General features: G+C 55.5%; 28 protein-coding genes and 1 tRNA gene. 3 read left to right on the top strand and 26 right to left on the bottom strand.

Annotated features, from left to right (window positions below; all coding sequences use genetic code 11):
• Position 1 precedes the first annotated feature (1 nt).
• From HU727_RS06655 to trmJ, 14 genes are all read right to left on the bottom strand, one after another.
• The gene (locus HU727_RS06655) at positions 2-1,027 is read right to left on the bottom strand and encodes a RodZ domain-containing protein (RefSeq protein ID WP_186530324.1); all 1,026 of its coding nucleotides are present in this window, start codon (positions 1,025-1,027) and stop codon (positions 2-4) included.
• Positions 1,027-1,785, bottom strand: a complete 759-nt coding sequence (gene pilW / locus HU727_RS06650) for a type IV pilus biogenesis/stability protein PilW (protein ID WP_186530326.1) — start codon at positions 1,783-1,785, stop codon at positions 1,027-1,029. Before pilW ends, HU727_RS06655 begins: the two co-directional genes overlap by 1 nt.
• Before the next feature lie 12 nt (positions 1,786-1,797).
• Positions 1,798-2,946 (bottom strand): dual-specificity RNA methyltransferase RlmN, encoded by a 1,149-nt coding sequence (gene rlmN / locus HU727_RS06645; protein ID WP_186530328.1) that lies wholly within the window; start codon positions 2,944-2,946, stop codon positions 1,798-1,800.
• 27 nt (positions 2,947-2,973) lie between these two features.
• On the bottom strand, positions 2,974-3,399 hold the full coding sequence (gene ndk, locus HU727_RS06640) for a nucleoside-diphosphate kinase (RefSeq protein ID WP_024014216.1): 426 nt from the start codon (positions 3,397-3,399) through the stop codon (positions 2,974-2,976).
• Positions 3,400-3,486: 87 nt separating this feature from the next.
• Positions 3,487-3,687 (bottom strand): Fe-S cluster assembly protein IscX, encoded by a 201-nt coding sequence (gene iscX / locus HU727_RS06635; protein ID WP_186530330.1) that lies wholly within the window; start codon positions 3,685-3,687, stop codon positions 3,487-3,489.
• A 14-nt stretch (positions 3,688-3,701) separates the two neighbouring features.
• Positions 3,702-4,043 carry an ISC system 2Fe-2S type ferredoxin gene (gene fdx / locus HU727_RS06630; RefSeq protein WP_007916885.1) on the bottom strand — a complete coding sequence of 114 codons (342 nt, stop codon included), beginning with the start codon at positions 4,041-4,043 and terminating at the stop codon, positions 3,702-3,704.
• On the bottom strand, positions 4,043-5,908 hold the full coding sequence (gene hscA / locus HU727_RS06625) for a Fe-S protein assembly chaperone HscA (protein WP_186530332.1): 1,866 nt from the start codon (positions 5,906-5,908) through the stop codon (positions 4,043-4,045). Before hscA ends, fdx begins: the two co-directional genes overlap by 1 nt.
• A gap of 51 nt (positions 5,909-5,959) precedes the next feature.
• The gene (hscB, locus tag HU727_RS06620; protein ID WP_186530334.1) at positions 5,960-6,481 is read right to left on the bottom strand and encodes a co-chaperone HscB; all 522 of its coding nucleotides are present in this window, start codon (positions 6,479-6,481) and stop codon (positions 5,960-5,962) included.
• 8 nt (positions 6,482-6,489) lie between these two features.
• Positions 6,490-6,813 carry an iron-sulfur cluster assembly protein IscA gene (gene iscA / locus HU727_RS06615; protein ID WP_003227904.1) on the bottom strand — a complete coding sequence of 108 codons (324 nt, stop codon included), beginning with the start codon at positions 6,811-6,813 and terminating at the stop codon, positions 6,490-6,492.
• 34 nt (positions 6,814-6,847) lie between these two features.
• Positions 6,848-7,234: a Fe-S cluster assembly scaffold IscU gene (gene iscU, locus HU727_RS06610; protein WP_003227907.1), complete on the bottom strand. Its 387-nt coding sequence runs from the start codon at positions 7,232-7,234 to the stop codon at positions 6,848-6,850.
• A gap of 101 nt (positions 7,235-7,335) precedes the next feature.
• Entirely contained in the window at positions 7,336-8,550 is a 1,215-nt protein-coding gene (locus HU727_RS06605; protein WP_186530336.1) for an IscS subfamily cysteine desulfurase, read from the bottom strand.
• A gap of 50 nt (positions 8,551-8,600) precedes the next feature.
• Positions 8,601-9,092, bottom strand: a complete 492-nt coding sequence (iscR, locus tag HU727_RS06600) for a Fe-S cluster assembly transcriptional regulator IscR (protein WP_186530338.1) — start codon at positions 9,090-9,092, stop codon at positions 8,601-8,603.
• A 241-nt stretch (positions 9,093-9,333) separates the two neighbouring features.
• Positions 9,334-10,110 (bottom strand): serine O-acetyltransferase, encoded by a 777-nt coding sequence (cysE, locus tag HU727_RS06595; RefSeq protein ID WP_186530340.1) that lies wholly within the window; start codon positions 10,108-10,110, stop codon positions 9,334-9,336.
• Between the two features lie 3 nt (positions 10,111-10,113).
• Positions 10,114-10,884: a tRNA (cytosine(32)/uridine(32)-2'-O)-methyltransferase TrmJ gene (gene trmJ, locus HU727_RS06590; RefSeq protein ID WP_042560934.1), complete on the bottom strand. Its 771-nt coding sequence runs from the start codon at positions 10,882-10,884 to the stop codon at positions 10,114-10,116.
• 145 nt (positions 10,885-11,029) lie between these two features.
• Between trmJ and suhB the strand changes: the two genes are divergently transcribed.
• Positions 11,030-11,848, top strand: coding sequence for a type III secretion system regulator SuhB (suhB, locus tag HU727_RS06585; RefSeq protein WP_034156254.1), 819 nt, complete (start codon positions 11,030-11,032; stop codon positions 11,846-11,848).
• A gap of 250 nt (positions 11,849-12,098) precedes the next feature.
• On the opposite strand, the gene HU727_RS06580 is transcribed toward suhB, so the two are convergent.
• From HU727_RS06580 to queA, 6 genes are all read right to left on the bottom strand, one after another.
• Positions 12,099-12,647, bottom strand: coding sequence for a glycine zipper 2TM domain-containing protein (locus HU727_RS06580; RefSeq protein ID WP_007916907.1), 549 nt, complete (start codon positions 12,645-12,647; stop codon positions 12,099-12,101).
• Positions 12,648-12,768: 121 nt separating this feature from the next.
• Positions 12,769-13,683, bottom strand: a complete 915-nt coding sequence (gene secF / locus HU727_RS06575) for a protein translocase subunit SecF (RefSeq protein WP_186530342.1) — start codon at positions 13,681-13,683, stop codon at positions 12,769-12,771.
• Positions 13,684-13,692: 9 nt separating this feature from the next.
• Complete coding sequence (gene secD / locus HU727_RS06570) at positions 13,693-15,561, bottom strand: protein translocase subunit SecD (protein ID WP_186530344.1); 1,869 nt, start codon at positions 15,559-15,561, stop codon at positions 13,693-13,695.
• A 65-nt stretch (positions 15,562-15,626) separates the two neighbouring features.
• The gene (yajC, locus tag HU727_RS06565) at positions 15,627-15,965 is read right to left on the bottom strand and encodes a preprotein translocase subunit YajC (RefSeq protein ID WP_007916913.1); all 339 of its coding nucleotides are present in this window, start codon (positions 15,963-15,965) and stop codon (positions 15,627-15,629) included.
• Between the two features lie 43 nt (positions 15,966-16,008).
• Entirely contained in the window at positions 16,009-17,124 is a 1,116-nt protein-coding gene (gene tgt, locus HU727_RS06560) for a tRNA guanosine(34) transglycosylase Tgt (RefSeq protein ID WP_160768392.1), read from the bottom strand.
• A gap of 14 nt (positions 17,125-17,138) precedes the next feature.
• On the bottom strand, positions 17,139-18,203 hold the full coding sequence (queA, locus tag HU727_RS06555; protein ID WP_186530346.1) for a tRNA preQ1(34) S-adenosylmethionine ribosyltransferase-isomerase QueA: 1,065 nt from the start codon (positions 18,201-18,203) through the stop codon (positions 17,139-17,141).
• A gap of 108 nt (positions 18,204-18,311) precedes the next feature.
• Between queA and HU727_RS06550 the strand changes: the two genes are divergently transcribed.
• Positions 18,312-18,396, top strand: a tRNA-Leu gene (locus tag HU727_RS06550).
• A 216-nt stretch (positions 18,397-18,612) separates the two neighbouring features.
• Here HU727_RS06550 and HU727_RS06545 read toward each other — a convergent pair.
• From HU727_RS06545 to HU727_RS06520, 6 genes are all read right to left on the bottom strand, one after another.
• Entirely contained in the window at positions 18,613-18,900 is a 288-nt protein-coding gene (locus tag HU727_RS06545) for a hypothetical protein (protein WP_186530348.1), read from the bottom strand.
• Positions 18,897-19,619 (bottom strand): N-acetylmuramoyl-L-alanine amidase, encoded by a 723-nt coding sequence (locus HU727_RS06540; RefSeq protein ID WP_186530350.1) that lies wholly within the window; start codon positions 19,617-19,619, stop codon positions 18,897-18,899. Before HU727_RS06540 ends, HU727_RS06545 begins: the two co-directional genes overlap by 4 nt.
• Positions 19,619-20,158, bottom strand: a complete 540-nt coding sequence (locus HU727_RS06535) for a PAAR domain-containing protein (protein ID WP_186530352.1) — start codon at positions 20,156-20,158, stop codon at positions 19,619-19,621. Before HU727_RS06535 ends, HU727_RS06540 begins: the two co-directional genes overlap by 1 nt.
• 410 nt (positions 20,159-20,568) lie before the next feature.
• Complete coding sequence (locus HU727_RS06530; RefSeq protein WP_189673672.1) at positions 20,569-22,503, bottom strand: AAA family ATPase; 1,935 nt, start codon at positions 22,501-22,503, stop codon at positions 20,569-20,571.
• A gap of 5 nt (positions 22,504-22,508) precedes the next feature.
• Complete coding sequence (locus HU727_RS06525) at positions 22,509-22,982, bottom strand: hypothetical protein (RefSeq protein ID WP_186530354.1); 474 nt, start codon at positions 22,980-22,982, stop codon at positions 22,509-22,511.
• A complete protein-coding gene (locus HU727_RS06520; RefSeq protein WP_186530356.1) occupies positions 22,982-24,181 on the bottom strand; it encodes an ABC-three component system protein in 1,200 nt (399 codons plus the stop codon). Before HU727_RS06520 ends, HU727_RS06525 begins: the two co-directional genes overlap by 1 nt.
• 394 nt (positions 24,182-24,575) lie before the next feature.
• On the opposite strand from HU727_RS06520, the gene HU727_RS06515 reads away from it, so the two are divergent.
• On the top strand, positions 24,576-25,319 hold the full coding sequence (locus HU727_RS06515; protein WP_186530358.1) for a hypothetical protein: 744 nt from the start codon (positions 24,576-24,578) through the stop codon (positions 25,317-25,319).
• Positions 25,320-26,441: the final 1,122 nt, after the last annotated feature.

Below are 26,441 nucleotides of genomic sequence, written 5' to 3'. Positions count from 1 at the left end.
CTTATTGACCCAACTTCAGGCGAGCGGTCTCGCCACTGGTGAACGGAGCGATGTCGACCGGTTGGCCGTTGTAGCTGACCTGTGCGGCACGGGCGACGCCCAGACGTACGGCGAGCGGCGGCTTGCCGGAAACGGTCACGCTGTCGCCTTTATGTTTCAGACCACTGAAGATCACTTTGCCACGGCCATCGGTTACCTGCGCCCAGCAATCGGCAGTGAACTGCAACTGCACCTGGCCTTCGCCGGCGACCGGAGCAGCCGCTTCAGCGGCTGGCGCTGGGGTAGCAGGCGCGGTCACGGTTGGCGCTGGCGTCGCAGGCACATTGGCGGCCGGAGCGGCAGGAGCAGCCACCACCGGCGCCGGCGCTTGAGTCGGTGCGATTGGCGCCAGGGCCGGCGCAGCGGGCTCAGTCGCTGGTGCGGCAGGCTCGGCGGCGGTCGATTCAGCGCCGGTTTCTGACGGCGGCAAAGCCAGCGCGGTAGAGTTGTCGGCCTGATTCTCGGCGACAGCCTGATCTTCCGGCTCGTCGATCGGATGAATCTGAGTCGTGCCGTCCGCGCCTTCGACTTCAACGTGTTCCGGCGCCAGGCTGGTCAGATCGCGGGTGCGCTGCGACGTCTGATCCTGCCACCAGATGAAACCGCCGCCGATGACCGCGATCAGCAACAGCAGGCTGACAATACGCAAAATGGTGTGGGAAACCCGGACCGGTTCTTCGATACGACCCAAAGCGTGAACGTTGCTGCCCTGGGAGTCGGTACCGGTGGACTGGTCGAATTGCTGAACCAGGACGGTCTGGTCCATGCCGAGCAACTTGGCATAGGCGCGAATGTAACCGCGAGCGAAGGTATGCCCCGGCAGCTTGTCGAAAGCGCCGGCTTCAAGATTGCTCAGGGACGTCACGGTGAGGTTGAGCTTGAGGGCCACTTCGGCCAGCGACCAGCCATTGCTTTCGCGGGCCTGGCGCAGGGTCTCACCGGGATTAACGCGATTCGCTGCTACAACTTCGGGATGCGCCGCTTTCATCATTGCTCCGACAGGTATTGCTGATATTCCGGCGTACCGGGATAGAGTCGTTTTAATTGCAGACCGTAACTGGCTGCCTTGTCGCGATCTTCAAACACTTTTGCCAGCCGAACGCCAAGCAACAGACTACGTGCATTTTGTTCGGTGAGCTGGCTGAAACGGTCGTAATAGTCACGCGCGGGCACATAATGCCTGTCTTCGAAGGACAACTCAGCCATTTCCAGCAATGCGCGCGGTTGTTGACGATTCAGGCGCAAGGCTTTTTCGAGCTGTTGCTGCGCCAAATCACGCTGACCGAGCTTGGCGGCCGTCATGCCAAGGTTTTCGAACACTCGCGAACGCTCAGGATACAGGGTATCGGCAGCGGCTTGTTCAAAACGCTCGTAGGCTTCTTTATAACGCTGTTCTTCGTAGAGAAAACTGCCGTAATTGTTGAGGATGCGTGCGTCGGCAGGACGGGAGGACAGGGCTTTGCGGAAATGCTCATCAGCCAGTTTCGGCTCCATTTCGGCCTGAAACACAAGCCCCAGAGCCGCGTTGGCATCGGGATCGGAACTGTCGAGATCCAGGGCCTTTTTCAGCGGCACCTTGGCCCTCTCGGTCATGCCCTGCTGCAAGTACCCCAATCCCAACTGCACGTAGGCAGCCCGCGCTTCATCGCGGCCCTTGCTGGTCTTCATCGGGTTGTAGTCACCCGACAGGACACAACCAGCACACAGGCCGGCCAGCAGCAACAGCAGCGCAAAGCGCAGGGACATAGAGATCCTCTCTTAATTAGTGTTCGCGGCGTTCTGCGCCAGATCACCGTCCGCGTTCAATTCACGTACGGCGATGTAACGTTCGCTGCGACGGGTGCGATCCAGCACCTGCCCTACCAGTTGACCACAAGCGGCGTCGATGTCTTCACCACGAGTGGTGCGGACGGTGACATTGAAACCGGCCTGATGCAATTGATCCTGAAACCGGCGGATAGCATTGTTGCTGGGCCGCTCGTACCCGGAATGCGGGAACGGGTTGAACGGGATCAGGTTGATCTTGCACGGAATGTCATTCAGCAGTTCGATCATTTCAACCGCATGCTCAAGCTTGTCGTTGACGTCCTTGAGCAAGGTGTACTCGATGGTCAGCACACGCTTCTCGCCAAGGGCGGACATGTAGCGCTGGCACGACTCGAGGAGCATCTTAAGCGGATACTTCTTGTTGATCGGCACCAATTGGTTACGCAATGCGTCATTCGGCGCGTGCAGGGACAACGCCAGGGAGACGTCGATGTGCTTGGCCAGCTCATCGATCATCGGCACCACGCCCGAGGTGGACAGGGTGACGCGGCGCTTGGAAATACCGTAGCCGAGGTCATCCATCATCAGATGCATGGCGGCCACGACGTTGTCGAAGTTCAGCAACGGCTCGCCCATGCCCATCATCACCACGTTGGTGATGGCGCGGTCAACGGTGGCGGGGACGCTGCCAAAAGATTTGTTGGCAATCCACACCTGACCGATGACTTCGGCGGCGGTGAGGTTGCTGTTGAAGCCTTGCTTGCCGGTGGAGCAGAAACTGCAATCCAGGGCACAGCCTGCCTGGGACGAAACGCACAGAGTGCCGCGTTTGCCCTGGGGAATGTACACGGTCTCGACGCAGCTGCCGGACGCCACGCGCACCACCCACTTACGGGTGCCGTCGCTGGAGATGTCCTCGCTGACCACTTCGGGACCACGGACTTCAGCAATGGCCTTGAGCTTGTCGCGCAGGGCCTTGCTGACGTTCGTCATGGCGTCGAAATCATCGACGCCAAAGTGGTGAATCCATTTCATTACCTGACCGGCACGGAAACGCTTCTCCCCGATTGAGTCGAAGAATTTTTCCATTTCCGGCTGGGTCAGACCCAGCAGGTTTGTTTTAACAGTCGATGTAGTCATGGATTCACCTTCACTCTCAAGCAATGCTTAGCGAGTGGTTACTTCAGTAGCTGCGAAGAAGTAAGCGATTTCGCGAGCGGCAGCAGCTTCGGAGTCCGAACCGTGAACGGCGTTGGCGTCGATCGATTCAGCGAAGTCAGCACGGATGGTGCCGGCAGCAGCTTCTTTAGGGTTGGTGGCGCCCATCAGCTCACGGTTGCGAGCGATGGCGTTTTCGCCTTCCAGAACCTGAACAACAACCGGGCCGGAAGTCATGAAGGCAACCAGGTCACCGAAGAAACCGCGCTCGCTGTGCTCAGCGTAGAAGCCTTCGGCTTCGGCTTTGGACAGTTGCTTCAGTTTCGAAGCTACAACGCGCAGGCCAGCGTCTTCGAAGCGAGTGGTGATCTTGCCGATCACGTTTTTAGCAACGGCGTCAGGCTTGATGATGGAGAAAGTACGTTGAACAGCCATGGTGTAACTCCAGAAACGGTAATTTGCGAAAAATTAAACCCGCGAATTATACGCGGGTTCTTGGGTATTGCCTAACCTGCGAGACGATCAGTCCAATTCTTTGGCCCAGAGCTCCTGAACCGCTTCCAGCACCTTCTCGCCGACGCGGCCGGAAGTGCTATCGAAGTCAGGCAGTTCAAGGATCATCTGTTGCAGACGGACAAAACCGACAGAATACGGATCGAGCCCCTCGTGGGCCTCGGCCAGCTCTTCGGCAATGCGTTGAACATCATTCCAACCGTAGCTCATGACAGTCTTACCAGTCAGTGCGGCGCTTCGGCCGCATGGTTAAGCGAATATTTCGGAATCTCGACGGTGATGTCTTCTTCGCCGACGATGGCCTGACAGGCCAGACGCGATTGAGCTTCAAGACCCCAGGCGCGATCGAGGAAGTCTTCTTCCAGCTCGTCAGCCTCTTCCATCGAGTCGAAACCCTCACGAATGATGCAGTGACAAGTGGTGCAGGCGCAGACGCCGCCGCAGGCACTTTCCATTTCGATGTGGTGTTCGTGGGCCAGCTCGAGAATCGATGTGCCGGGCGCAGCCTCGACGACCATGCCCTCAGGGCAGAACTTCTCGTGGGGCAGAAATATGACCTGCGGCATCAGATATCCTCGATTTCATTCAGGTTGCGCCCCGACAGAGCGGCTTTCACCGTCAGATCCATGCGGCGGGCAGCAAAAGCATCGGTCACTTGCGACAGACGCTTGGTCTGTTGCTCGATGGCGTAACCATCGGTGCCTTTCATCAGTTCGGCCAGTTCCTGCATCTGCAGGTCGATGACCATGCGCTCTTCGGCGTCGAGCAAACGCTCGCCATCAGCCTCAAGAGCGCCCTGCACCGCTTCGAGCAGGCGCTGGGCATCGACTTGCTGCTCGCGCAGGACGCGGGCGACCTTGTCGTCATTGGCGTGCTGGAACGAATCCTTGAGCATCTTGGCGATTTCGCCATCGGTCAGCCCGTAGGACGGCTTGACCTGGATGCTCGCTTCAACGCCCGAACCCAGCTCGCGGGCAGAAACGCTGAGCAGACCGTCGGCATCGACCTGGAACGTCACGCGAATCTTCGCCGCGCCGGCAACCATCGCAGGAATGCCCCGCAACTCGAAACGAGCCAGGGAGCGGCAGTCGCTGATCAGCTCGCGCTCACCCTGCAAGACGTGGATCGCCATGGCCGACTGGCCGTCCTTATATGTGGTGAAATCCTGGGCGCGAGCGACGGGAATGGTGGTGTTGCGCGGAATCACTTTCTCCATCAGGCCGCCCATGGTTTCCAGCCCCAGGGACAACGGAATCACGTCGAGCAGCAGCAGTTCGCCGCCATCTCGCTTGTTGCCGGCCAGAGTATCAGCCTGGATCGCGGCACCGATCGCCACCACTTGATCCGGGTCGATTTCAGTCAGTGGCTGACGACCGAAAGCTTCGGCGACTGCTTCGCGAACACGCGGAACACGGGTAGAACCGCCAACCATGACCACGGCATGCACGTCGTCCAGCTCGATGCCGGAGTCACGAACAGCGCGGCGGCAGGCTTTCAGACTACGCGCAACCATCGGCTCGATCAGCGCATCGAAGGCTTGGCGGGTCAGCTGCGCTTTCCAGTCACCGTAGGCGACTTCCACGCTGGCCGCATCGGTCAGGGCTTCTTTGGCCGCGCAGGCAGTCTGCAGCAGATTGCGCTGAGCGCCCGGGTCGAGATCGGCCGAAAGGCCTGCGCTCTCGATGATCCAGCCGGCAATCGCGTGGTCGAAGTCATCGCCGCCCAACGCACTGTCGCCGCCAGTGGCCAACACTTCAAAAACACCGCCAGTCAGACGCAGAATGGAAATATCGAACGTACCGCCGCCCAGGTCATAAATGGCCACCAGACCTTCAGCGTGCTGATCCAGACCGTATGCCACAGCGGCCGCGGTCGGCTCATTGAGCAGGCGCAGCACGTTCAGGCCGGCGAGCTTCGCCGCATCTTTGGTGGCCTGACGCTGAGCGTCGTCAAAGTAGGCAGGAACGGTAATCACCGCACCAACCAGTTCGCCACCCAACGTTGCTTCAGCGCGCTGGCGCAAAACCTTGAGGATGTCGGCGGACACTTCAACCGGACTTTTCGGGCCCTGCACGGTATCGATGAACGGCATGTGCGATTCGCCACCGACAAAGCGGTACGGCAACTGGTCGCCCAATTGCTTGACGTCGGACAGACCACGACCCATCAAGCGCTTGACCGACAGCACGGTATTCAGGGGATCGGAGGCAGCGGCCAGCTTGGCTGACTCGCCCACTTCGACGCGGTCGGCGTGATAGCGCACGGCGGACGGCAGGATGACCTGCCCATTAGCGTCGGCCAGCGGTTCGGACAGACCACTGCGCAGCGCAGCGACCAGCGAATTGGTAGTACCCAGGTCGATGCCGACAGCCAGACGACGCTGGTGCGGTTGAGGACTTTGGCCGGGTTCGGCGATCTGCAGTAGAGCCATGGTGATCAGGTCTTGTCTGTCTGTCAGGCGTGCAATCAGGGCAGCACTGGGTTAATCGTCGAGGCGCTCTTCCAGCTGGCGCACTTCGTAGGTGAGCTTGTCGAGGAACTGCATGCGCCGCATCAGGCGTTCGGCCTGCTCGCGTTGCGCTGCATCATCCCAACAGGCTGCGAAGCTTTCGTTGAGTTCTTCCTGAGCCACCTTCAGGCGACGCTTGAACACCGCGACACCGTCGAGGTCGGCACTGTCCTGGAGATCTTCAAGCTCTTCGCGCCATTGCATCTGCTGCAGAAGAAACTCGGGATCGTGGACAGTGACTTCCATCGGCACTTCATGCCCGCTGACTTTCAGCAGGTAGCGTGCGCGCTGGGCCGGATGCTTGAGCGTCTGGTAGGCGTCGTTGAGCCGCGCCGATTGCTCGAGCGCCGAGCGCTGCTCACGCTCGGAAGCGTCGGCAAAGCGGTCAGGATGAACGCCGCGCGCCAACTCACGATAGCGCGTGGCCAACTGCTCGAGATCCAGACGGAAGCTCGGTTGCAGCTCGAATAAAGCGAAATGACAAGGAATACCCACGACCAGCCTCAGATGTTGAAGCTTTCGCCGCAGCCACATTCACCACGCACGTTGGGGTTGTTGAACTTGAAGCCTTCGTTCAACCCTTCCTTGACGAAGTCGAGCTCGGTGCCGTCCAGGTAAGCCAGGCTTTTCGGGTCGATGATCACTTTTTCGCCGTGACTCTCGAACACCTGATCCTCTGCAACCACCTCGTCGACAAACTCCAGCACGTAGGCAAGGCCGGAACAGCCTGTGGTGCGAACCCCCAGACGAATCCCTTCACCTTTGCCGCGCCCGTCGAGGGAGCGCCGCACGTGTCGAGCAGCCGCTTCTGTCATGCTGATAGCCATCGTTGACTCCTTACTCGTCGCCAGATCCAGAGATTCAGATCAAGCCTTTCTTCTGCTTGTAATCGCGAACAGCCGCCTTGATAGCGTCTTCAGCCAGTACCGAGCAGTGGATTTTCACTGGTGGCAAGGCCAGTTCTTCGGCCAGCTGAGTGTTCTTGATGGTTTCGGCTTCGTCCAGGGTCTTGCCCTTCATCCACTCGGTGGCGAGGGAACTGGAGGCGATCGCCGAACCGCAACCATAGGTCTTGAACTTGGCGTCTTCGATAACGCCCTGATCGTTGACCTTGATCTGCAGACGCATCACGTCGCCGCACGCCGGAGCGCCGACCATGCCAGTGCCGACATCAGGGTCTTCCGCGTTCATCTTGCCGACGTTGCGCGGGTTTTCGTAGTGGTCGATGACCTTTTCGCTGTAAGCCATGATTCTCAATCCTCACTCATCAGGGCCGCTCTTGAGGCCCTGCAACTGCGCTGCGTAAACCGCCGCGCCGCTGCAGGATCTGCATCCGGCGGCTTCTATAGTTAGTGTGCCGCCCACTCGATTTTCGAGATATCGACGCCGTCTTTGTACATGTCCCACAGCGGCGACAGAGCGCGCAGCTTGGTAACGGCCTCGCAGACTTTCTGCGCGGCGTAGTCGATTTCTTCTTCGGTGGTGAAACGGCCGAAGGTAAAGCGGATCGAGCTGTGCGCCAGTTCGTCGTTGCGGCCCAGGGCGCGCAGCACATACGAAGGCTCCAGCGACGCCGAAGTGCAGGCCGAACCGGACGATACCGCCAGATCCTTGAGCGCCATGATCAGCGACTCGCCTTCAACGTAGTTGAAGCTCAGGTTCAGGTTGTGCGGAACGCGGGCGGTCAGGCTGCCGTTGACGTACAGCTCTTCCAGATGCTCGACCTGCTTGTAGAAGCGGTCGCTCAGCGCTTTGATTCGGGCATTCTCGACAGCCATGTCTTCCTTGGCTACGCGGAAAGCCTCACCCATGCCAACGATCTGGTGGGTCGCCAGGGTGCCGGAGCGCATGCCGCGCTCGTGACCGCCGCCGTGCATGGTCGCTTCGATGCGAACACGCGGCTTGCGGCTCACGTACAGCGCGCCGATACCCTTGGGGCCGTAGGTCTTGTGGGCAGAGAACGACATCATGTCGACTTTCAGCTTCTGCAGATCGATCTCGACCTTGCCAGTGGACTGAGCGGCGTCGACGTGGAACAGCACACCTTTGGCGCGCAGCATCTCGCCGATCGCGGCGATGTCGTTGATGGTGCCGATTTCATTGTTCACGTGCATGGCGGAAACCAGAATGGTGTCTTCGCGCAGTGCCGCTTCAATCATTGCCGGGGTGACCAGACCGTCGGTCTGAGGCTCGAGATAGGTTACTTCGAAACCTTCACGTTCCAGTTGGCGCATGGTGTCGAGGACAGCCTTGTGCTCAATCTTGGTGGTGATCAGGTGCTTGCCCTTGGAGGCGTAGAAATGTGCCGCGCCCTTGATAGCCAGGTTGTCGGATTCAGTCGCACCGGAGGTCCAGACGATCTCGCGCGGGTCGGCGTTAACCAGATCGGCCACCTGACGACGGGCGTTTTCGACGGACTCTTCAGCTTTCCAGCCGAACACGTGGGAACGGGACGCCGGGTTACCGAAGTTTCCGTCGACCAGCAGGCATTCACTCATTTTCTGCGCAACACGCGGATCAACCGGGGTGGTTGCAGAGTAATCAAGGTAAATCGGCAATTTCATGGACTATCTCCTAAATCAGGGCTGGCGTGCCGCGGGTAGCTCTTCGGCTGTCATTCGACGGCGGACGCTTCAATCTTGTCCAGGCGTGGCGCCTTGCTGCTGCAACGGCGCTGGTCCTGACGCTGGGCTACTTCTTGCACCTCACGGCGAGTCACAAGATCGGCCAAGCTGATACCGCTTAGAAATTCGTGAATCTGCAGGCTCAAATCGCACCACAGATGATGGGTCAGGCAGGTATCGCCGGAATGGCAATCGCCCTGGCCCTGGCATTTGGTGGCATCGACCGATTCGTTCACCGCATCGATCACCTGAGCAACCTGAATGCCCTGCATTTCGCGGGACAACTGGTAGCCGCCACCCGGGCCGCGAACACTGGACACCAGGTTACTGCGGCGCAGCTTGGCGAAAAGCTGTTCGAGGTAGGACAGGGAGATGCCTTGGCGCTCGGAGATATCGGCCAGGGACACCGGCCCGTGCTGCGCGTGCAACGCCAGGTCAAGCATGGCGGTCACGGCGTATCGGCCTTTTGTAGTCAGTCTCATGGACAGTTACCACGGAGTTCGGAATGGGCGGAAGTATGCAATTCCCGAGCATTTAAGTCAACTATAAGACCTAGTGCTTTAGTCGGGCTTTCCCGCAAAAGAGCGCGCGCATCATAGCAAAGGCCTGCGGCGTACAGCCAGCGGAACCGCGCCATCGGTCTTCGCGAGCAGGCTCGCTCCCACAACGGAAATACGCTCCAGTGTGTGGGAGCGAGCCTGCTCGCGAAAGCAGCGCTGCGGATTAGCTGGCTTTAGATTCGTCTTTGCCCTTCACGCTGGCGAAGTCTTCTTCGCGCAACTCGGGCAGATCTTTCGCACAGTAATTACTGCCAAGATCCTTCAGCGCCCCGCACATGCCTTCCAGGCGCCCGTCAACCGCTTGCAGATGATCAAGCAACTGGCCGATCGCCCGCGCCACCGGATCGGGCATGTCTTCGCTGACGCCATAGGCATCGAAACCGATTTTCTCGGCCATGGCCTTGCGTTTGGCGTCTTGCTCTTCGTCGGTCTTGACGATGATTCGCCCCGGAATCCCGACGACAGTGGCGCCCGGAGGAACCTCCTTGGTCACCACCGCGTTGGAGCCGACCTTGGCACCGGCGCCGACCGTGAACGGCCCGAGCACCTTCGCTCCCGCGCCAACGACAACGCCATCACCCAATGTCGGGTGGCGTTTGCCTTTGTTCCAGCTGGTGCCGCCCAGGGTTACACCCTGATAAATAGTCACGTCGTCGCCGATCTCGGCGGTTTCGCCAATGACGATGCCCATGCCGTGGTCGATGAAGAAGCGACGCCCCACCTTGGCGCCCGGGTGAATCTCGATCCCGGTCAACCAGCGACCGAAGTTCGACACCAGCCGCGCCAGCCATTTGAGCTCGTTGCGCCAGAGCATGCCGGCCAATCGATGAATCCAGATCGCATGCATGCCGGGGTAGCAGGTCAGGACTTCAAAAGCGTTACGCGCCGCCGGGTCTCGATGGAATACGCTCTGGATATCTTCACGCAAACGCTCAAACATCATTCAATCCTTCCGCTTTAGAAGCTCGCCACGGGCCGCTTTCTGGGTTTCCGTGAGAATGCCCCGCAAAATATTCATTTCCGCCCGGCTGACCGAGCTGCGTCCATACAACCGGCGCAGGCGCGCCATCAAGTGCCGTGGCTTTTCCGGATCGAGGAATTCGATGGCGACCAGCGTCTGCTCCAGATGCTCATAGAATCGCTCCAGCTCATCCATGGTCGCGAGCTCGGCACTTTTCACCGAGGCCACTTCTTCTTTCTCGATCTTGCTCGGCTGACCTTGTGCCGCCAGCCAGGCCATGCGCACTTCATAACTCAACACCTGCACCGCCGCCCCGAGGTTCAGCGAACTGAACTCAGGATCGGAGGGGATATGAACGTGAAAGTGACATCGCTGCAGCTCATCATTGGTCAGGCCGGAATCTTCACGACCGAACACCAGGGCGATTTGCGCGCCCTGCCCGGCTTCCTCGACCACTTTGGTGCCGCATTCGCGCGGATCCAGCAGCGGCCAGGGAATGCGACGGTCACGGGCACTGGTGCCAAGCACCAGATTGCAGCCGACCAAAGCGTCTTCCAAAGTGGCGACGACCTGGGCGTTTTCAAGGATGTCACCGGCACCGGAGGCGCGCGCATCGGCTTCGTGGTGCGGGAACAGGCGAGGCTCGACCAGCACCAATCGCGACAGACCCATGTTTTTCATGGCGCGCGCGGCCCCGCCGATGTTGCCGGGGTGGCTGGTATTGACCAGGACGACACGAATGTTCTGCAGCAAGGGAGGCGCTCTCGGACACAGGAAAGGGGAGCAAATCTTACAGAACAGCCTACCGTTAAGCTATGAAAGCGAACAGCGACCTTCACCTGAAGAAAAGTTCTGATAGAATGCGCGGCTTTCTTTAACAACCTTAGGTGACACATCCATGCAGCCCATGCTGAATATCGCGCTGCGCGCCGCCCGCAGCGCCAGTGAACTGATCTTCCGCTCCATCGAGCGCCTGGATACCATCAAGGTCGACGAAAAAGACGCCAAGGATTATGTATCCGAGGTCGATCGCGCCGCCGAACAGAAAATCATTGACGCCCTGCGCAAGGCTTACCCGAACCACTCGATTCGCGGTGAAGAGACCGGTCTGCACGCCGGCACCGGCATCGAAGGTGAAGAGTACCTGTGGATCATCGACCCACTGGACGGCACCACCAACTTCCTGCGCGGCATCCCGCACTTCGCTGTCAGCATCGCCTGCAAATACCGCGGTCGCCTGGAGCACGCTGTCGTTCTGGATCCGGTTCGCCAGGAAGAATTCACTGCCAGCCGTGGTCGCGGCGCACAATTGAATGGCCGTCGTCTGCGCGTCAGCGGCCGTACTAGTCTTGACGGCGCCCTACTCGGCACCGGCTTCCCGTTCCGTGACGACCAGATGGACAACCTCGAGAACTATCTGGGCATGTTCCGCGCCCTGGTTGGCCAGACCGCTGGCATCCGCCGCGCAGGTTCGGCAAGCCTGGACCTGGCTTACGTAGCGGCCGGTCGTTTCGATGCGTTCTGGGAATCGGGCCTGTCCGAGTGGGACATGGCTGCAGGCGCCCTGCTGATCCAGGAAGCTGGCGGCCTGGTGAGCGACTTTACCGGCGGTCACGACTTCCTCGAGAAAGGCCACATCGTTGCCGGCAACACCAAATGCTTCAAGGCAGTACTGACGGCGATCCAGCCGCACCTGCCAGCTTCGCTGAAGCGCTAAGCTTCAGGCGAAATGAAAAAGCGCCCTTCGGGGTGCTTTTTTTATGCCTGAAATTCAACATTGCCCCTGTAGGAGCCGCCGAAGGCTGCGATCTTTTGATTTTGATTGTAAAAAAAGATCAAAAGATCGCAGCCTTCGGCGGCTCCTACATTGGATGTCGGGTGGGTCGGCGAGGGATGGGGTGCCTGGCGATATCGCAGGTACAAAAAAAGCACCCCGCAGGGTGCTTCTTTTTTAGACTGCCTGAGCCTTACTGAGCCGGCTCATTCTGCGACAGGATCAGCTTGCCTTCCTTGTCGACCGGAATCTGGTTGCCCGGATCGCGGTCCATCCGCACTTTGCCTTCCTTGCCATCGAGCGAGTAACGCACGTCATAACCGACGACCTTGTCGCTGATGTCATTGACCGTGTTGCAGCGGGTTTGCGTGGTGGTGTAGGTGTCACGCTCCTGCATGCCTTCCTGCACCTTGTTACCGGCATATCCACCACCGACCGCACCCGCCACCGTGGCGATTTTCTTGCCGGTGCCGCCGCCAATCTGATTACCCAACAAACCGCCCGCCAGAGCACCGACAACGGTACCGGCGATCTGGTGTTGATCCTTCACCGGCGCCTGCCGGGTGACTGTCACATCCTTGCACACTTCACGTGGAGTCTTGATCTGTGTCTTGACCGGCTCAACGGCTAATACTTGCGCATACTCAGGGCCGCTTTTAACCAGGCTGTAGGTGGCAACAGCACCCCCGGCTGTAACACCGACAGCACCCAATACCGCACCAACCAGCAACGACTTGTTCACATGAACCTCCTGACCATCACATGCGGGACACGCCCGCGCTTCTCCCAGCCTTGGAGCACAAAAAAAGGCGCGAGTTCAACTCACGCCTTTAATGGACCGACAGCCGGGAAAACGATGGCCGTTATGGACGGTCGTCGACTTCCGTCTCGGTGTTGGCCGGAGGAATCAGATCCTCCGTGGTCAGGTTCAGCCAGATCAACACCACGTTGGCGATGTAGATCGACGAGTAGGTACCCGCCAGCACACCGATGAACAGCGCGATGGAGAAGCCGAACAGATTGTCACCACCGAAGAACAGCAGCGCCGCGATCGCCAGCAAGGTGGAGATCGATGTCGCCATGGTGCGCAGCAGGGTCTGGGTGGTCGAGATGTTGATGTTCTCGATCAGCGTCGCCTTGCGCAGCACACGGAAGTTCTCACGAACCCGGTCGAATACCACAATGGTGTCGTTCAGCGAGTAACCGATGATCGCCAGCACCGCCGCCAGCACCGTCAGATCGAACGTGATCTGGAAGTACGAAAGGATACCGATGGTCACGATCACGTCGTGGATCAGCGAAACAATGGCGCCGACCGCGAACTTCCACTGAAAGCGGAAAGCCAGGTAGATCAGGATACCGCCAAGCGCCAACAGCATGCCGAGGCCGCCCTGGTCGCGCAGCTCTTCACCGACCTGCGGGCCGACGTACTCGACACGCTTGACCGTCGCCGGGTTGTCGCCGCCGACCTTCAGCAGCGCTTCCGCCACTTGATGACCCAACTGCGGATCCTCACCCGGCATGCGTACCAGCAAATCAGTAGTCGCACCGAAATTCTGCACGATCGCCTCATGATAACCCGAAGTCGTCAGCTGCTCGCGCACCTTGGTGACGTCCGCCGGGCGCTCATAGGTCAGCTCGATGAGCGTACCACCGGTGAAATCCAGGCCCCAGTTCAGACCCTTGGTGAAAACGCTGAACAGGGCAATGACCGTGAGCAGCACTGTGACGCCGAACGCAACGTTGCGAACGCCCATGAAGTTGATTGTACGTAACATGGCAGCCCCTTAAATCCACAACTTCTTGAAGTCACGTCCGCCGAAGATCAGGTTGACCATTGCGCGGGTCACCATGATGGCCGTGAACATCGAGGTAAAGATCCCGAGGGACATGGTCACTGCGAAGCCTTTGACCGGGCCGGTGCCCATCGCAAAGAGAATCCCGCCGACCAGCAATGTTGTCAGGTTGGCGTCGAGGATCGCAGTGAATGCCCGGCCGAAGCCTTCGTTGATTGCACGCTGCACAGTCATGCCAGCGGCTATTTCCTCACGAATACGCGAGAAGATCAGCACGTTGGCGTCGACCGCCATACCCATGGTCAGCACGATACCGGCGATACCCGGCAGGGTCAGTGTTGCACCCAGCAGCGACATCAAGGCCAGCAGCAGCACCATGTTCACCGCCAGCGCGACAGTGGCGATGACGCCGAAGAAGCGATAGATGGCGATGATGAACAGCGACACGAACAGCATGCCCCACAGCGACGCGTCGATACCTTTGGTGATGTTGTCAGCACCCAGGCTCGGGCCGATGGTGCGCTCTTCAGCGAAGTACATCGGCGCCGCCAGACCACCGGCACGCAGCAGCAGCGCCAGTTCCGAGGATTCGCCCTGACCGTTCAGGCCAGTGATACGGAACTGCGCACCCAGCGGCGACTGGATGGTCGCCAGGCTGATGATCTTCTTCTCTTCCTTGAAGGTCTGCACCGGCACGTCTTTTTCGACGCCGTTAACCATCTGCTTGGTGTAAGTGGTGACCGGACGCTGCTCGATGAAGATCACCGCCATGCTGCGACCGACGTTCGAGCGAGTCGCGCGACTCATCAACTCGCCACCGTGGCCATCCAGACGGATGTTCACTTCAGGCGTGCCGTGCTCGCCGAAACCGGCCTTGGCGTCGGTGACCTGGTCACCGGTGATGATCAGACCGCGCTCGATCTGTGCTGGCGGACGATTGCCTTCACGGAACTCGAACGACTCGGAAGTGGCTTTGGACGCGCCAGGCTCGGCGGCCAGACGGAACTCAAGGTTGGCCGTCTTGCCGAGAATACGCTTGGCTTCGGCAGTGTCCTGCACGCCCGGCAATTCAACCACGATGCGGTTGGCGCCCTGACGCTGGACGATCGGTTCGGCAACACCCAGCTCGTTGACACGGTTACGTACCGTGGTCAGGTTCTGCTTGATGGAGTATTCACGGATTTCCGCCAGCTTGGCCGGGGTCATCGCCAGACGCAGCACCGGTTGACCATTGAGGTCGGCCGGAACAATGTCGAAATCGTTGAAGTTCTTGCGGATCAGAGCACGAGCCTGTTCGCGGGAATCTTCATCACTGAAGCCCAACTGAATGGCACCGCCCAGTTGCGGCAGACTGCGATAACGCAGCTTCTCTTTACGCAGCAGGCTCTTGACGTCACCTTCGTAGACTTTCAGGCGTGCGTCGAGGGCTTTGTCCATGTCCACTTCCAGCAGGAAGTGCACACCACCGGACAAGTCCAGACCCAGCTTCATCGGGTGCGCGCCCAGATTGCGCAGCCATTGCGGAGTGGTCTGTGCCAGGTTCAGTGCGACGACGTAGTCATCACCCAATGCCTTGCGCACAACGTCCTTGGCCGGCAGCTGATCTTCAGCCTTGCTCAGACGGATCAGACCGCCCTTGCCGCCCGCCGTCAGCGTGGCAGCCTTGACGTTGATCCCGGATTCCTTGAGCGCAGTGCTTACGCGATCCAGGTCGGCCTGATTGACCTGCAGGGCCGTGCTCGCGCCGCTGACCTGAATGGCCGGGTCATCAGGGTAGAGATTGGGAGCGGAATAAATCAGACCGACCGCCAGCACCGCCAGGATCAGAATGTATTTCCACAGAGGGTATTTGTTCAGCATCACGCCGCCCGTTATGAACGCGGGGCGCCTTGCGCGCCCCGTCGATTGAGTAGAAGTTGTTGCTCTTAGATCGCTTTCAGCGTGCCTTTTGGCAGCGTGGCGGCGATGGCGCCTTTCTGGAACTTCATTTCCACGGTGTCGGACACTTCCAGCACCACGAAGTCATCGGCAACTTTGGTGATCTTGCCGGCGATGCCGCCAGTGGTCACAACTTCGTCGCCCTTCTGCAGGCTGCTCAGCAGGTTCTTCTGCTCTTTGGCGCGCTTGGCCTGTGGACGCCAGATCATCAGGTAGAAGATGACCAGGAAGCCGACCAGGAAAATCCACTCGAAGCCGCCGCCCATTGGGCCTGCAGCAGCCGGTGCAGCTGCGTCAGCCATGGCATTAGAGATAAAAAAGCTCATTTAGCACTCCAGTTGCAAATGTTGAATCTTGGGGTCAGGAAACTCAGTCCAAAGGCGGTACGGGAAGTCCGCGTTTGGCGTAGAAGGCATCGACAAAGGCGGCCAATGTACCCTGTTGAATAGCCTCGCGCAAACCAGCCATCAGCACCTGATAATGGCGCAAGTTATGGATGGTATTGAGCATGCTGCCGAGCATTTCGCCGCACTTGTCCAGGTGATGCAGATAAGCGCGCGAGAAGTTCTGGCAGGTGTAGCAATCGCAGGTCGGATCCAGCGGCGATTCATCATGGCGATGGAACGCGTTACGGATCTTCAGCACACCGGTATCGATGAACAGATGCCCATTGCGGGCATTACGGGTTGGCATCACGCAATCGAACATGTCCACCCCGCGGCGCACACCCTCAACCAGATCTTCCGGTTTGCCAACGCCCATAAGGTAACGAGGTTTGTCAGCGGGCATCTGGCCCGGCAGGTAATCCAGCACCTTGATCATTTCGTGCTTCGGCTCGCCGACCGACAAACCGCCAATGGCGAGGCCATCGAAGCCGATCTTGTCGAGACCTTCAAGGGAGCGCATGCGCAGATTTTCGTGCATGCCGCCCTGAACGATGCCGAACAGCGCCGCCGTGTTGTCACCGTGGGCATTCTTCGAACGCTGCGCCCAGCGCAACGACAGCTCCATCGAAACACGCGCGACGTCTTCGTCAGCCGGGTACGGTGTGCATTCGTCAAAGATCATCACGATGTCGGAGCCGAGGTCACGTTGAACCTGCATGGACTCTTCCGGCCCCATGAACACCTTGGCGCCGTCGACCGGAGAGGCGAAGGTCACGCCCTCCTCCTTGATCTTGCGCATGGCGCCCAGGCTGAACACCTGGAAGCCACCGGAGTCGGTGAGGATCGGGCCTTTCCACTGCATGAAATCGTGCAGGTCGCCGTGCTCCTTGATCACCTGGGTGCCGGGACGCAGCCACAGGTGAAAAGTGTTGCCCAGAATGATCTCCGCACCGGTGGCGACGATGTCACGCGGCAACATGCCCTTGACCGTGCCGTAGGTGCCGACCGGCATGAACGCCGGGGTCTCGACGGTGCCACGGGGGAAGGTCAGGCGACCACGACGAGCCTTGCCATCGGTGGCCAGGAGCTCAAAGGACATTCGACATTCGCGACTCATTCTGTTTCCTCTGGGCCTGTTTGTTCAGGGGCAGTTGGAGCGGGATTGCGAGTGATGAACATCGCATCACCGTAGCTGAAAAAACGGTAACCGTTCTCGACGGCGGCCTTGTAGGCGGCCATGGTTTCGGGATAACCGGCAAACGCGGAAACCAGCATCAACAGCGTGGATTCCGGCAAATGAAAATTGGTCACCAGGGCATCAACCACATGAAACGGTCGGCCCGGGTAGATGAAGATGTCGGTGTCGCCACTGAACGGCTTGAGCACGCCATCGCGCGCTGCGCTTTCCAGCGAGCGCACACTCGTGGTGCCCACCGCAATCACCCGACCGCCGCGCTCGCGGCAAGCAGCGACGGCATCGACCACTTCCTGACCGACCTCCAGCCACTCGGTGTGCATGTGGTGATCTTCGATCTTTTCCACGCGCACCGGCTGGAACGTGCCCGCACCGACGTGCAGCGTAACGAACGCGGTCTCGACGCCCTTGGCGGCAATCGCCTCCAGCAGCGACTCATCGAAATGCAGCCCCGCCGTCGGCGCCGCCACCGCGCCCAGGCGCTCGGCGTACACGGTCTGATAACGCTCGCGATCCGAGCCTTCGTCCGGGCGGTCTATATAAGGAGGCAACGGCATGTGCCCGACACGGTCGAGCAGCGGCAACACTTCTTCCGCAAAACCCAGCTCGAACAACGCATCGTGCCGCGCCAGCATCTCGGCTTCGCCGCCACCGTCGATTAGGATCTTCGAACCCGGCTTCGGCGACTTGCTGGACCGCACATGCGCCAGCACGCGATGCGTATCGAGCACCCGTTCGACGAGGATTTCCAGCTTGCCGCCGGACGCTTTCTGCCCGAACAGCCGCGCCGGAATCACCCGGGTATTGTTGAACACCATCAAATCGCCCGGGCGCAAATGCTCAAGCAAATCAGTGAATTGACGGTGTGCAAGGGCACCGCTGACCCCGTCCAGGGTCAACAGGCGACTACCGCGACGCTCGGCCAAAGGGTGGCGGGCGATCAGCGAATCAGGGAGCTCGAAAGTAAAGTCAGCAACGCGCATGATGGGGTTCGTCTAGCAGGGCCGGAAAGTCTAGCGGAAATATCGAAAATTGACCATGAAACGTGATTGACCAACGGTAATCACCTCTCTATACTTCGCCGCCATTGAGCCCTGATGGCGGAATTGGTAGACGCGGCGGATTCAAAATCCGTTTTCGAAAGGAGTGGGAGTTCGAGTCTCCCTCGGGGCACCAACATAGAGAAAAAGGTCTTGCGAAAGCAGGGCCTTTTTTTCGTCTGGAGGAAAGGTGGGCGGTGGTTTTTCGTGTGTGTGAAGCGCAGTAGCTTGCGCTCAACGTTGGATGATTTGATTGCTGCGCGCCGACTCAAACTCTGCTTGTTTAGTTCTGCCTCCCCATGCCTGTTTCGGAAAAGGCCTCTATCGAGGCCTTTTTCTTTACTCCAACCAGCTATTTCTTTCTGCAAACCTCAACGTCGCTTTGTGTTTTCAGATCGGTGTCGATGCCGAGCCGATACCTGCAGTAATCGATGATCCACTTACGCTCTTGCTCCGTGAGTCGTTCCACTTGGCGAATCTCCCCATCATTGGCGTGGATGTTGTAAAACTTCATCTGAAACGTCGGATGCTTCTTGATGAACAGGATGGTTTCGATGTCTCCATCCTCCAGCGCTTCGTAATATCCAACGTAGAGCACGGTCACCAGAACCAAAACCATCAGCGCAATCAGTTTCTTCATTCTTGCGGCGCCGGAGGTGGGAGTAATTGAGTTTTTGCTCTGAGATTCCTGACCAACTCCATGCCAATATTTCCGGGACAGATCTTGCCTTCAGATGCTTGACCTGGGTATTCACGATGCCCCCCAAAATGCTTGATTACAAATACACTCTTCAGCGCATTGATCAGATGCATCAGCGCAGTGATCTGGGCAGCAGGTATCACGTTGGTCGTGCTGTATCCGAGGCTATCGAGCGCAACACGGCCCTTCGCGACCCAATCTCCGCCCTCCTCCGCTGTCGTCAGGTTTTCCAATAAAACAATACCAATTACGCCTGTATTGAATTTCAGGACACTCGAACCTTGAAGGCGTATGTCGCGCCCCTCATAAACTTGCCCGGTGCAATCAATACCGAAGTGGTAGCCGATATCGTCGTATTTCTGGCTTAGGTGCCCCTTCTGAATTTCCTGCATCTGCTCTGCGCCAGGTGTACAGCTGTGGCTACGGCCGGCGTGATGCAGCGCGATCATGGTGTAATCCCAATCCATCACCATATCCGGCTTGCCCTTCACCGCTCCCCACGAGGATCGCTCTACAAACGTGGCGTTCAGTGAACGGACCTTCTTGATGATCGCTTCACGCGTTGCCGCTCGATCATTCACGGTAATCGGTATCGGACACATGAACTCGCCGGGCTTGATTTCTTGGGCGGTCGCTTGAGTTGCGAATAGATTGGTCATCAAGTCCGCTCCGCCAGCTCATGGAGCGTCCGAGCCGGAGCGCTGAACATGACGTGCAGTGAAATCTTCGCATCGGGAGTCGGTGTCTTTACATGAGCAATTCCATTGGCATCGGTTACGCCCGTGGTTTCTAAACCGTTGACTGTCGCCACAAAGTCACGGAAAGCCAACGGAGTGCCCGTTTCGCTGTCGGTGATGCTGAAGGCCTGGCCGTAGGTCTTCTGGAACGCAAGAGGAAGTGGTGGTACGAACGGAGCTGGCGTATGCGAATCCCCGATGATTACGGTACCGGAGCCGCCGACTACGACGTCACCGTGCGTACCAACGGAATCAACCAGAGCTGCGTTTTTACCATTGATAAAAACGGTCGCTGATACACCTGAAACCAATGCGCTGCCGCATGTGCAGGTATCACCCTTCCGAGCGGCAGCAAGTCCATCGAAGAAAACGTCAGCAGAGCCTGAAGCGATGGCTTTGGCGCCATGTCCTGGCATTGGGCAACTGGTCGGATCGGTTAAACGTGCTGCGGGCTTCGCCACAATTGACTCCTTGTCATTATCGTCTATGAACCCGGACCTTATCAGAAATCAATAGGCCTGGCCCGCTTAGACTGAGTTTCAGCAATAGTCAGCAGGATGGATTTCTCGGCCCAAGATTGTCAGCCTCCGGCTACAAACAAGCGTTTGGGGACGTCCGCTTACGGCCAATAGCAGTCACTCAACGTCTACAAAACTGGGGGCGATTCAACGTCTTTAATCCAGGCACCTGAGGAATGTGCAGTTACATTCCCACTATAGTCGACCTTACAATGTACCGAATTTTTTTGCTTTTTCTAATACCTAATGGAAGCCGACTCTTGTTTACACCTAGAGCCTCACCACTAGCAGTTGGATGAGGCTTTATTCGACGGCTACAATGTTAATCCAACAGGAATACAAGCTCGGATAAATCAATAATCATTAATTAATCCCTTATCAAATTTCCCACCCCTCTTACTGAATCGCTTTACAAGATGATATCTTTCGCTATCAGCCAAAAAATTTGGAAGATCATTATCAACCACGATGATCTGGCACTTTCTGTTATGTCGTTCAGCGTAAGTTGTTAGACGAATAAATTGCCTAAACAAATTCTCATACAGTACAGGATCTGAAAGTCCAGACTCCTCATCATCGCGAACATTTCGACCTATATTCTGCCCTGGGGTATCAATCATTAAAAAGGTAGGAAGGTTGCCGGGATACTTAAGTAGATATTTAAGCCGCGCCGCGAAGCTCAATATCGACGTTATCGTTCTCACCCCCCCGGAAGATGTAGAGTAATACGACATTCCTCTAAAATGAGGAATGAATCTTTTATCCAAGTAAATATCCCTCAGGTTTTGCATACCACTCTTCCGAACGTATAACCTGAAAATTCCTGACAACTTCTTAACAATACCATCAAGCCCAAGCAAATTCCCTTCCGCCAGAGAGATACTTTGCTTGAGACGTGAGAGCACTAGCTCTTTATTTTCGATTTTCTGGGATATATCAACGTACTTATTATTAATCGCAAAATCTCTCTTCAGCCGTGCGATCACAACCCGTACTTCTACCTTTTGCCTTTCGATTGCCTCTATGGACGCGAGTAAGGCCGAAATATTTTCTATGTTCAGCCGATCAAATCTTACAGACACGTCCTTCAAAACATCATTTATGCCTGCTTCTTCTTGTTCTAATGCTTGATTCTGCTCCCATATGCTATCAAGCATACCTTGTAAGCCGGAAATCCTATTCCTGATTGATTTAATTTCAGCATCAATGACGTCATCGTCAAGATACTCAGCAGCCAGAGATACCTCCTGACTACACAGCGGGCATGACAATGTATGCTCTGTTATCAACTCTAAGCTGACATTCGCTCTCGTCACCTTCGAAATCCGAAGGCACTCAAGATCATTGATATATGTCGATTTCAAGCTCGAAAACGAACGATATTTTTTTAAATTCTCTTCAATAGTCCTACTATTACTTTCGACTTGATTTTTTAATGTGGCTATCTGAGTCGCCATCGAGAGAGCAAGATCGGTTGCAAACTTATAGTCTTTTTTTAGCGCAACAGAACTCTCAGACAGCTCTTCGAGCTCTTCCTCTTTACCAGCCAGCAGATCATCTTCAGCATTGAAATCTGTCACTGAAATTTCAATATCACTGAGAAACTTTGAGACAGCCTGTTGAGTGCTCTTCAAGCCTTTTAAATCAGCAGATTCGTTGGTCAGCTCTTTGTACAACTCTGCAATTCGATCGTCATGAATATTAAAAACAAATTTTTGAATCTCGACATTTTTATTAAATAGAGCTGGACTGCCAAAATTCAAGAGGCTGTCCGCCCCTACTTTGGTTTGCTTAAGATATAGTAACTTCATTAAATCTCTAAAGCTGAGACGATCCGAACTGGAGTCATCACGAACTTTAGATTCTCGAATGCTAACTTTTGCGATACCAAGCGCGTCCAAGATAAAATCAGAAACCCAACCATCAGGCATCATTTTTTGCGGATAACCAGACATCAGCATTGGGAAGTTTTCGTGCTCGCTCCCGATTTCGCACATGAAAACCCGTATGGCACCCTCGTTATCTGAAATTGAACGCTCAAACGTACAGATATTTCCATTCAAATCAACTTCCAGTTGCGCAGACCTGCCTTTGGCCAGCATCTCTTCGTAAAGCAAAGTCTCATTACTACCACCGAGGCAATAATCGATAAGACTGAGAATACTTGATTTTCCGCAATCCATATCCCCCCATATTATATTCAGCCCTTCCTTGAATTCCGCTTCATAATTCGATGTGACTCCTTTTACAACCACTTTCCTAACGAGCAAATAAGGGCTAACTTCCATTTAAATCACCTCAAGCTACTTTTCTGAAGTACACTCAACGACCGGCTAACCAGTGGCTTAAGCAATGAGATATCTAGCATCCACCTTGCGGTTAACTCAGTATCGATTACTAGACGATTTACTCCAGGTGACACTAAATACTCCAAACCGTCCGAACTGACTTCGACGTAACCTTGCGTCTCTAAGACGAGCATACTATGAAGAAAATCCTTAACCTCTAAAGATGCTCCATGCTCTGCATCATTACTATAGAGAATGTCTGCGTACGGGCTATTGCCATTAAGCTTTTTAAAACTTACAAGAAAATCATGCATATCTTTTGGGTTCTTCAGCAAAAAGTCAAAAAAAGCCGCTTTTTGTACAGATAGCACTTTCGTTCTTGCTCTATTAAAGCCTAGTTGATCGACTATCAGCCAACGACGATAAAGTGAAACATATAAATCATCTCGGTAGTCAGCTATAAACTCAACGCTCTTCATCACATCCTACCCCTGATATCGTCAGGTGTTACACGCTTGTCCCAAATTACAGTCCCATCAAGACGATTAGCAACCTGATGCAAAAGGCCGCCTTTATGAATGAAGTTAATATAGCGCATTGCGCACATAAGGAGCGCTGAGTCTTGATCCCTCAACTCTTTATGTACAGCTGAAAAAATATCATCGGCATCTTTATGTTTGTTGGCATTATATGTTTGACGATAAAGACTTATAACCTTAGTCTGAAGGTCTGCAAGTTGGATTTTATCCTCTCTTCTGGCAGCTTTAGAAATAATTTCCGCATGAAAGAATGAAGTTTTCGCGTCAGCGACTCCCATCTCTCCAACTTCAGACAATATCAGCTTTATAACAAATACTTCTTTATTGAAATCATTTTCATCAGATACATATTCAAACGACGAAACCTCCGCCATTTTATTGTTGTACAAGATATCATCTAAGAAAATCTTCACTCGTTTATAGACTAGATCACTTGTACCATCCGGCTTACATATGGAGGCATGATCGTAGTCAAGAGTAAATTTATCAGCTGTTTTAACTTTGTACGGGATAGAGCTTGTCTCTTTGACACATTCGTCGTTTGAAGCAACTAGATACATGCACCGAGGCAATTCATCTTTTCTTTCATGCCAGTCGGTATTTAGCTCATCACCGTATTCAGAAAGCGGCTGCAATTCTTTTGCATTCACGTTTGCTAGAGGCGAAAGAAGTACGGACGCTAGAGAACCTTTATGGGGGACAGCCATTGACACATAGCCTATGGGGCGCGGCCCCTCTCCACTCACGTAATTTAAGATATGATCTTTTGCAATTAGCCCACCCATGCTGTGCGCGATTAGCACAACTTCTTCGTAATCATAAAGTTCTGTGCGCAAGTATCCATTCAGCAAATGGCTCAGATACTTAATCGGCTTATTCTGCTTTATACGAGTATCAAAATTTACGAGCCCCGTGCGATTAAGTAGCTTCAATACCCTGCGTATAGGTGCAGATTTGAAAACATCAACTAACTGAGTAAAATATTCGAATTCGAAGAAATCGAATCCCTCACCTAGGCTTTGATCGAGCCCAAGTAGCTCATGGAATTTTTTTCCGTCCTTGTTCGTCCATGTGCTGGAGCCTCCAGTGAAACCGTGAACGAAAACTACAGCTACTTTTTTAGGCCTAGGCTCAATCATCCTTAAAATACCTCAGCAAATTTTGTCGGAAGGGACCGTCTCGATACTGTCAATATGCCACAAGACAAAATTTCGTCCTAGGCTGCGTGCAATAAAGGATTCCAAGAGTGTTAGAGGACTGTACATACATTCAGTGAATGGGCGCTCTGGCTCGCTTCAACGATTACGACCCAGCTCCTAGCCCACCTTCCGTTCGCTGGTGATATTTCGGCGTAACGTTCCACCTTCTATAGGAAATGCGATGCTGCGAAGATGGGGTCGATCCTGGTGCATGAATGCCTTTTGAAAACGGACGCTGAAAGATGGATTGCAACCGCACATCGTCGCCTGACGATTCTTCCCACTTCGTTATAGCTGTTCACTAGGCTCGCGGCTCCTCACATAAGGATGTTACATGTCTACATATATCGGATGGGAAACCTCTATTTCGCTCCTCCTTGCCTACGAAGCTCTCGCTATGAACCATCAGAAGACGCTGCGAATCTCGCCCAACGAGGAAGGCACCGATGAGCCCCACGCTTACTTCAAATATAAAAACTCATTTGCGCTATTAATCCTCAATGCTTCCATCGTCGAAGGGACCATGCGGACTATCCTCTCCGAGAGAGTGAAGTCGGATCTCGATGCAGCGATCGAACGCGGAAGTCAACAAGGGCGAATCGAGCATGATGCACCGACCCGTCTGCTGGCCAAGTTCTTGGTCGACCTTGAAACCAGTGGATCTTGGCAAGGCTTGATGACTAGTGCTTTGTCTTATTTCGGCGAGAAAATGGACAATGGGGTGACCGCAGAGGTCCGTGATGGAATTGATAAGCTGTTCGTCTTGCGCAATGTACTAGCGCACGGCACCGCGCTGATCCAGCCTAAAACGAAGATGTCAGATGATATGAAAAATGAATACCCTTTCAGTTGGCAATCTAAACTGCACGGGGTCGCCATGTACCTGGACAATAAGTTCAGTCGTGGTGGGATCTTCGCTAATTTGGCCCACCCTGACTGCGCCAAGCATTTTATGGAAGTTACCAAGCAGTACTTAATCGAAATCGAGAAGAAATTCGATCCTATCCCTAGGCGAGCGGCAAGGACATTCGAAATGATCAAAGAATACAATTTTGGATACTACAACTGGCACCGCTGATCTTGGCAGACTGATGGTGATATCGACGCAAATATGGTGACGTTGCTGTTCGTTTAGGATTGAAGGTATACGGCCACGACTGACTGATTCTGGCCGACAGCGGTCGCTAGCCGATGTCCGCTTATGGCCGACAGCGGCCTGTTGCGACCGCCGGCCGGGAGGCACTCTGCCCTCCTGCATCATAGGCATAACCTAGTTCGTTCCTTTTCATGCATCAGAAGCGTTACACCAGATGGCCGAGTTACACGCCTCAAGATTGGCGTGTGAGGTCGGTGTAACGTTAAGAATACCCAATAAATACAGTCACTTACCAATGATCGTTACACCAGTTACACCAGTTACACGAGTTACACCAATTTCGGACGGATATATTCCCCCGCACCCCGTAAGCATCAATCCCACCAGCGAACTTCAGGTGTATCTCCCTCTGTATGCCTGGGGCCCCTGAGGTTCTCTTTGAGACACGGGGTCGGAAACCCGCCGGACTTTGTTAGCGGACAGGTGCCCAGCTTAGTGAACAGGTGAACCGGGTGAACACACCGTTCACCAGTGCAAATGCACAGCGTCTCGGAAAGTCGCCGGGGACCCTGAGCAAATCTGAAAGACACGGGGCATAAAACCCGCGCGATCTTGGTAGTGGCTGATTTTTTCACATTGGTTGACAGGTTGACTCGGTTGACGGCCCAAGGTGTCCATAATCATCAACACAAAAGGCCATCGTTACCGATGCGGTAACGATGGCCTCTTTTCAGCAAAATTCTTTCGATTTCAATGGCTGAAATTTCAGTAACTTTGAAAACCTTCCACTAACGCAGTCCTGCGGGTTTCCGACCCCGTGTAAGCGATAAAGTCTCAGGGGCCCCGGCGTCTTTTGAGTTGCTGGGATGGAAAATCATCTCAATTCAGCATGAGCATTTCTGTTACGACCTTAGTGCCTTAGCTGCCTCTATCCCACGTGGGGTTAACACACCCGAATACACCCTACGTGGTCTGATGTTGCCTGCCTCCATCCTGAAGATTTGGAAGCACCCCAAGCCTCTTTGCCAGAGGATCTCAAATACCTCCGCATGCTCATTGATGAAAGGGCGTGTCGGGGTTTCGCCTTTCTCGTGCATGACCAAT

Origin of the sequence: Pseudomonas khorasanensis (assembly GCF_014268505.2) — a bacterium.
Taxonomy (GTDB): Bacteria; Pseudomonadota; Gammaproteobacteria; order Pseudomonadales; family Pseudomonadaceae; genus Aquipseudomonas; species Aquipseudomonas khorasanensis.
Note: the sequence above shows the minus strand (reverse complement) of the source record. Positions and strands in the feature narration are given on the sequence as shown.

What these genes read in the sequence shown, in the direction of transcription:
- secF (WP_186530342.1), bottom strand. Translation starts at nt 13,683, where the DNA reads ATGTTACGTACAATCAACTTCATGGGCGTTCGCAACGTTGCGTTCGGC.
- rlmN (WP_186530328.1), bottom strand. Translation starts at nt 2,946, where the DNA reads ATGACTACATCGACTGTTAAAACAAACCTGCTGGGTCTGACCCAGCCG.
- cysE (WP_186530340.1), bottom strand. Translation starts at nt 10,110, where the DNA reads ATGTTTGAGCGTTTGCGTGAAGATATCCAGAGCGTATTCCATCGAGAC.
- HU727_RS06540 (WP_186530350.1), bottom strand. Translation starts at nt 19,619, where the DNA reads ATGACCAATCTATTCGCAACTCAAGCGACCGCCCAAGAAATCAAGCCC.
- HU727_RS06605 (WP_186530336.1), bottom strand. Translation starts at nt 8,550, where the DNA reads ATGAAATTGCCGATTTACCTTGATTACTCTGCAACCACCCCGGTTGAT.
- suhB (WP_034156254.1), top strand. Translation starts at nt 11,030, where the DNA reads ATGCAGCCCATGCTGAATATCGCGCTGCGCGCCGCCCGCAGCGCCAGT.
- iscA (WP_003227904.1), bottom strand. Translation starts at nt 6,813, where the DNA reads ATGGCTATCAGCATGACAGAAGCGGCTGCTCGACACGTGCGGCGCTCC.
- yajC (WP_007916913.1), bottom strand. Translation starts at nt 15,965, where the DNA reads ATGAGCTTTTTTATCTCTAATGCCATGGCTGACGCAGCTGCACCGGCT.
- HU727_RS06525 (WP_186530354.1), bottom strand. Translation starts at nt 22,982, where the DNA reads ATGAAGAGCGTTGAGTTTATAGCTGACTACCGAGATGATTTATATGTT.
- iscR (WP_186530338.1), bottom strand. Translation starts at nt 9,092, where the DNA reads ATGAGACTGACTACAAAAGGCCGATACGCCGTGACCGCCATGCTTGAC.
- queA (WP_186530346.1), bottom strand. Translation starts at nt 18,203, where the DNA reads ATGCGCGTTGCTGACTTTACTTTCGAGCTCCCTGATTCGCTGATCGCC.
- ndk (WP_024014216.1), bottom strand. Translation starts at nt 3,399, where the DNA reads ATGGCTGTTCAACGTACTTTCTCCATCATCAAGCCTGACGCCGTTGCT.
- HU727_RS06655 (WP_186530324.1), bottom strand. Translation starts at nt 1,027, where the DNA reads ATGAAAGCGGCGCATCCCGAAGTTGTAGCAGCGAATCGCGTTAATCCC.
- HU727_RS06520 (WP_186530356.1), bottom strand. Translation starts at nt 24,181, where the DNA reads ATGATTGAGCCTAGGCCTAAAAAAGTAGCTGTAGTTTTCGTTCACGGT.
- pilW (WP_186530326.1), bottom strand. Translation starts at nt 1,785, where the DNA reads ATGTCCCTGCGCTTTGCGCTGCTGTTGCTGCTGGCCGGCCTGTGTGCT.
- iscU (WP_003227907.1), bottom strand. Translation starts at nt 7,234, where the DNA reads ATGGCTTACAGCGAAAAGGTCATCGACCACTACGAAAACCCGCGCAAC.
- HU727_RS06530 (WP_189673672.1), bottom strand. Translation starts at nt 22,503, where the DNA reads ATGGAAGTTAGCCCTTATTTGCTCGTTAGGAAAGTGGTTGTAAAAGGA.
- fdx (WP_007916885.1), bottom strand. Translation starts at nt 4,043, where the DNA reads ATGCCGCAGGTCATATTTCTGCCCCACGAGAAGTTCTGCCCTGAGGGC.
- iscX (WP_186530330.1), bottom strand. Translation starts at nt 3,687, where the DNA reads ATGAGCTACGGTTGGAATGATGTTCAACGCATTGCCGAAGAGCTGGCC.
- secD (WP_186530344.1), bottom strand. Translation starts at nt 15,561, where the DNA reads ATGCTGAACAAATACCCTCTGTGGAAATACATTCTGATCCTGGCGGTG.
- tgt (WP_160768392.1), bottom strand. Translation starts at nt 17,124, where the DNA reads ATGTCCTTTGAGCTCCTGGCCACCGATGGCAAGGCTCGTCGTGGTCGC.
- HU727_RS06515 (WP_186530358.1), top strand. Translation starts at nt 24,576, where the DNA reads ATGTCTACATATATCGGATGGGAAACCTCTATTTCGCTCCTCCTTGCC.
- HU727_RS06545 (WP_186530348.1), bottom strand. Translation starts at nt 18,900, where the DNA reads ATGAAGAAACTGATTGCGCTGATGGTTTTGGTTCTGGTGACCGTGCTC.
- hscA (WP_186530332.1), bottom strand. Translation starts at nt 5,908, where the DNA reads ATGGCTCTACTGCAGATCGCCGAACCCGGCCAAAGTCCTCAACCGCAC.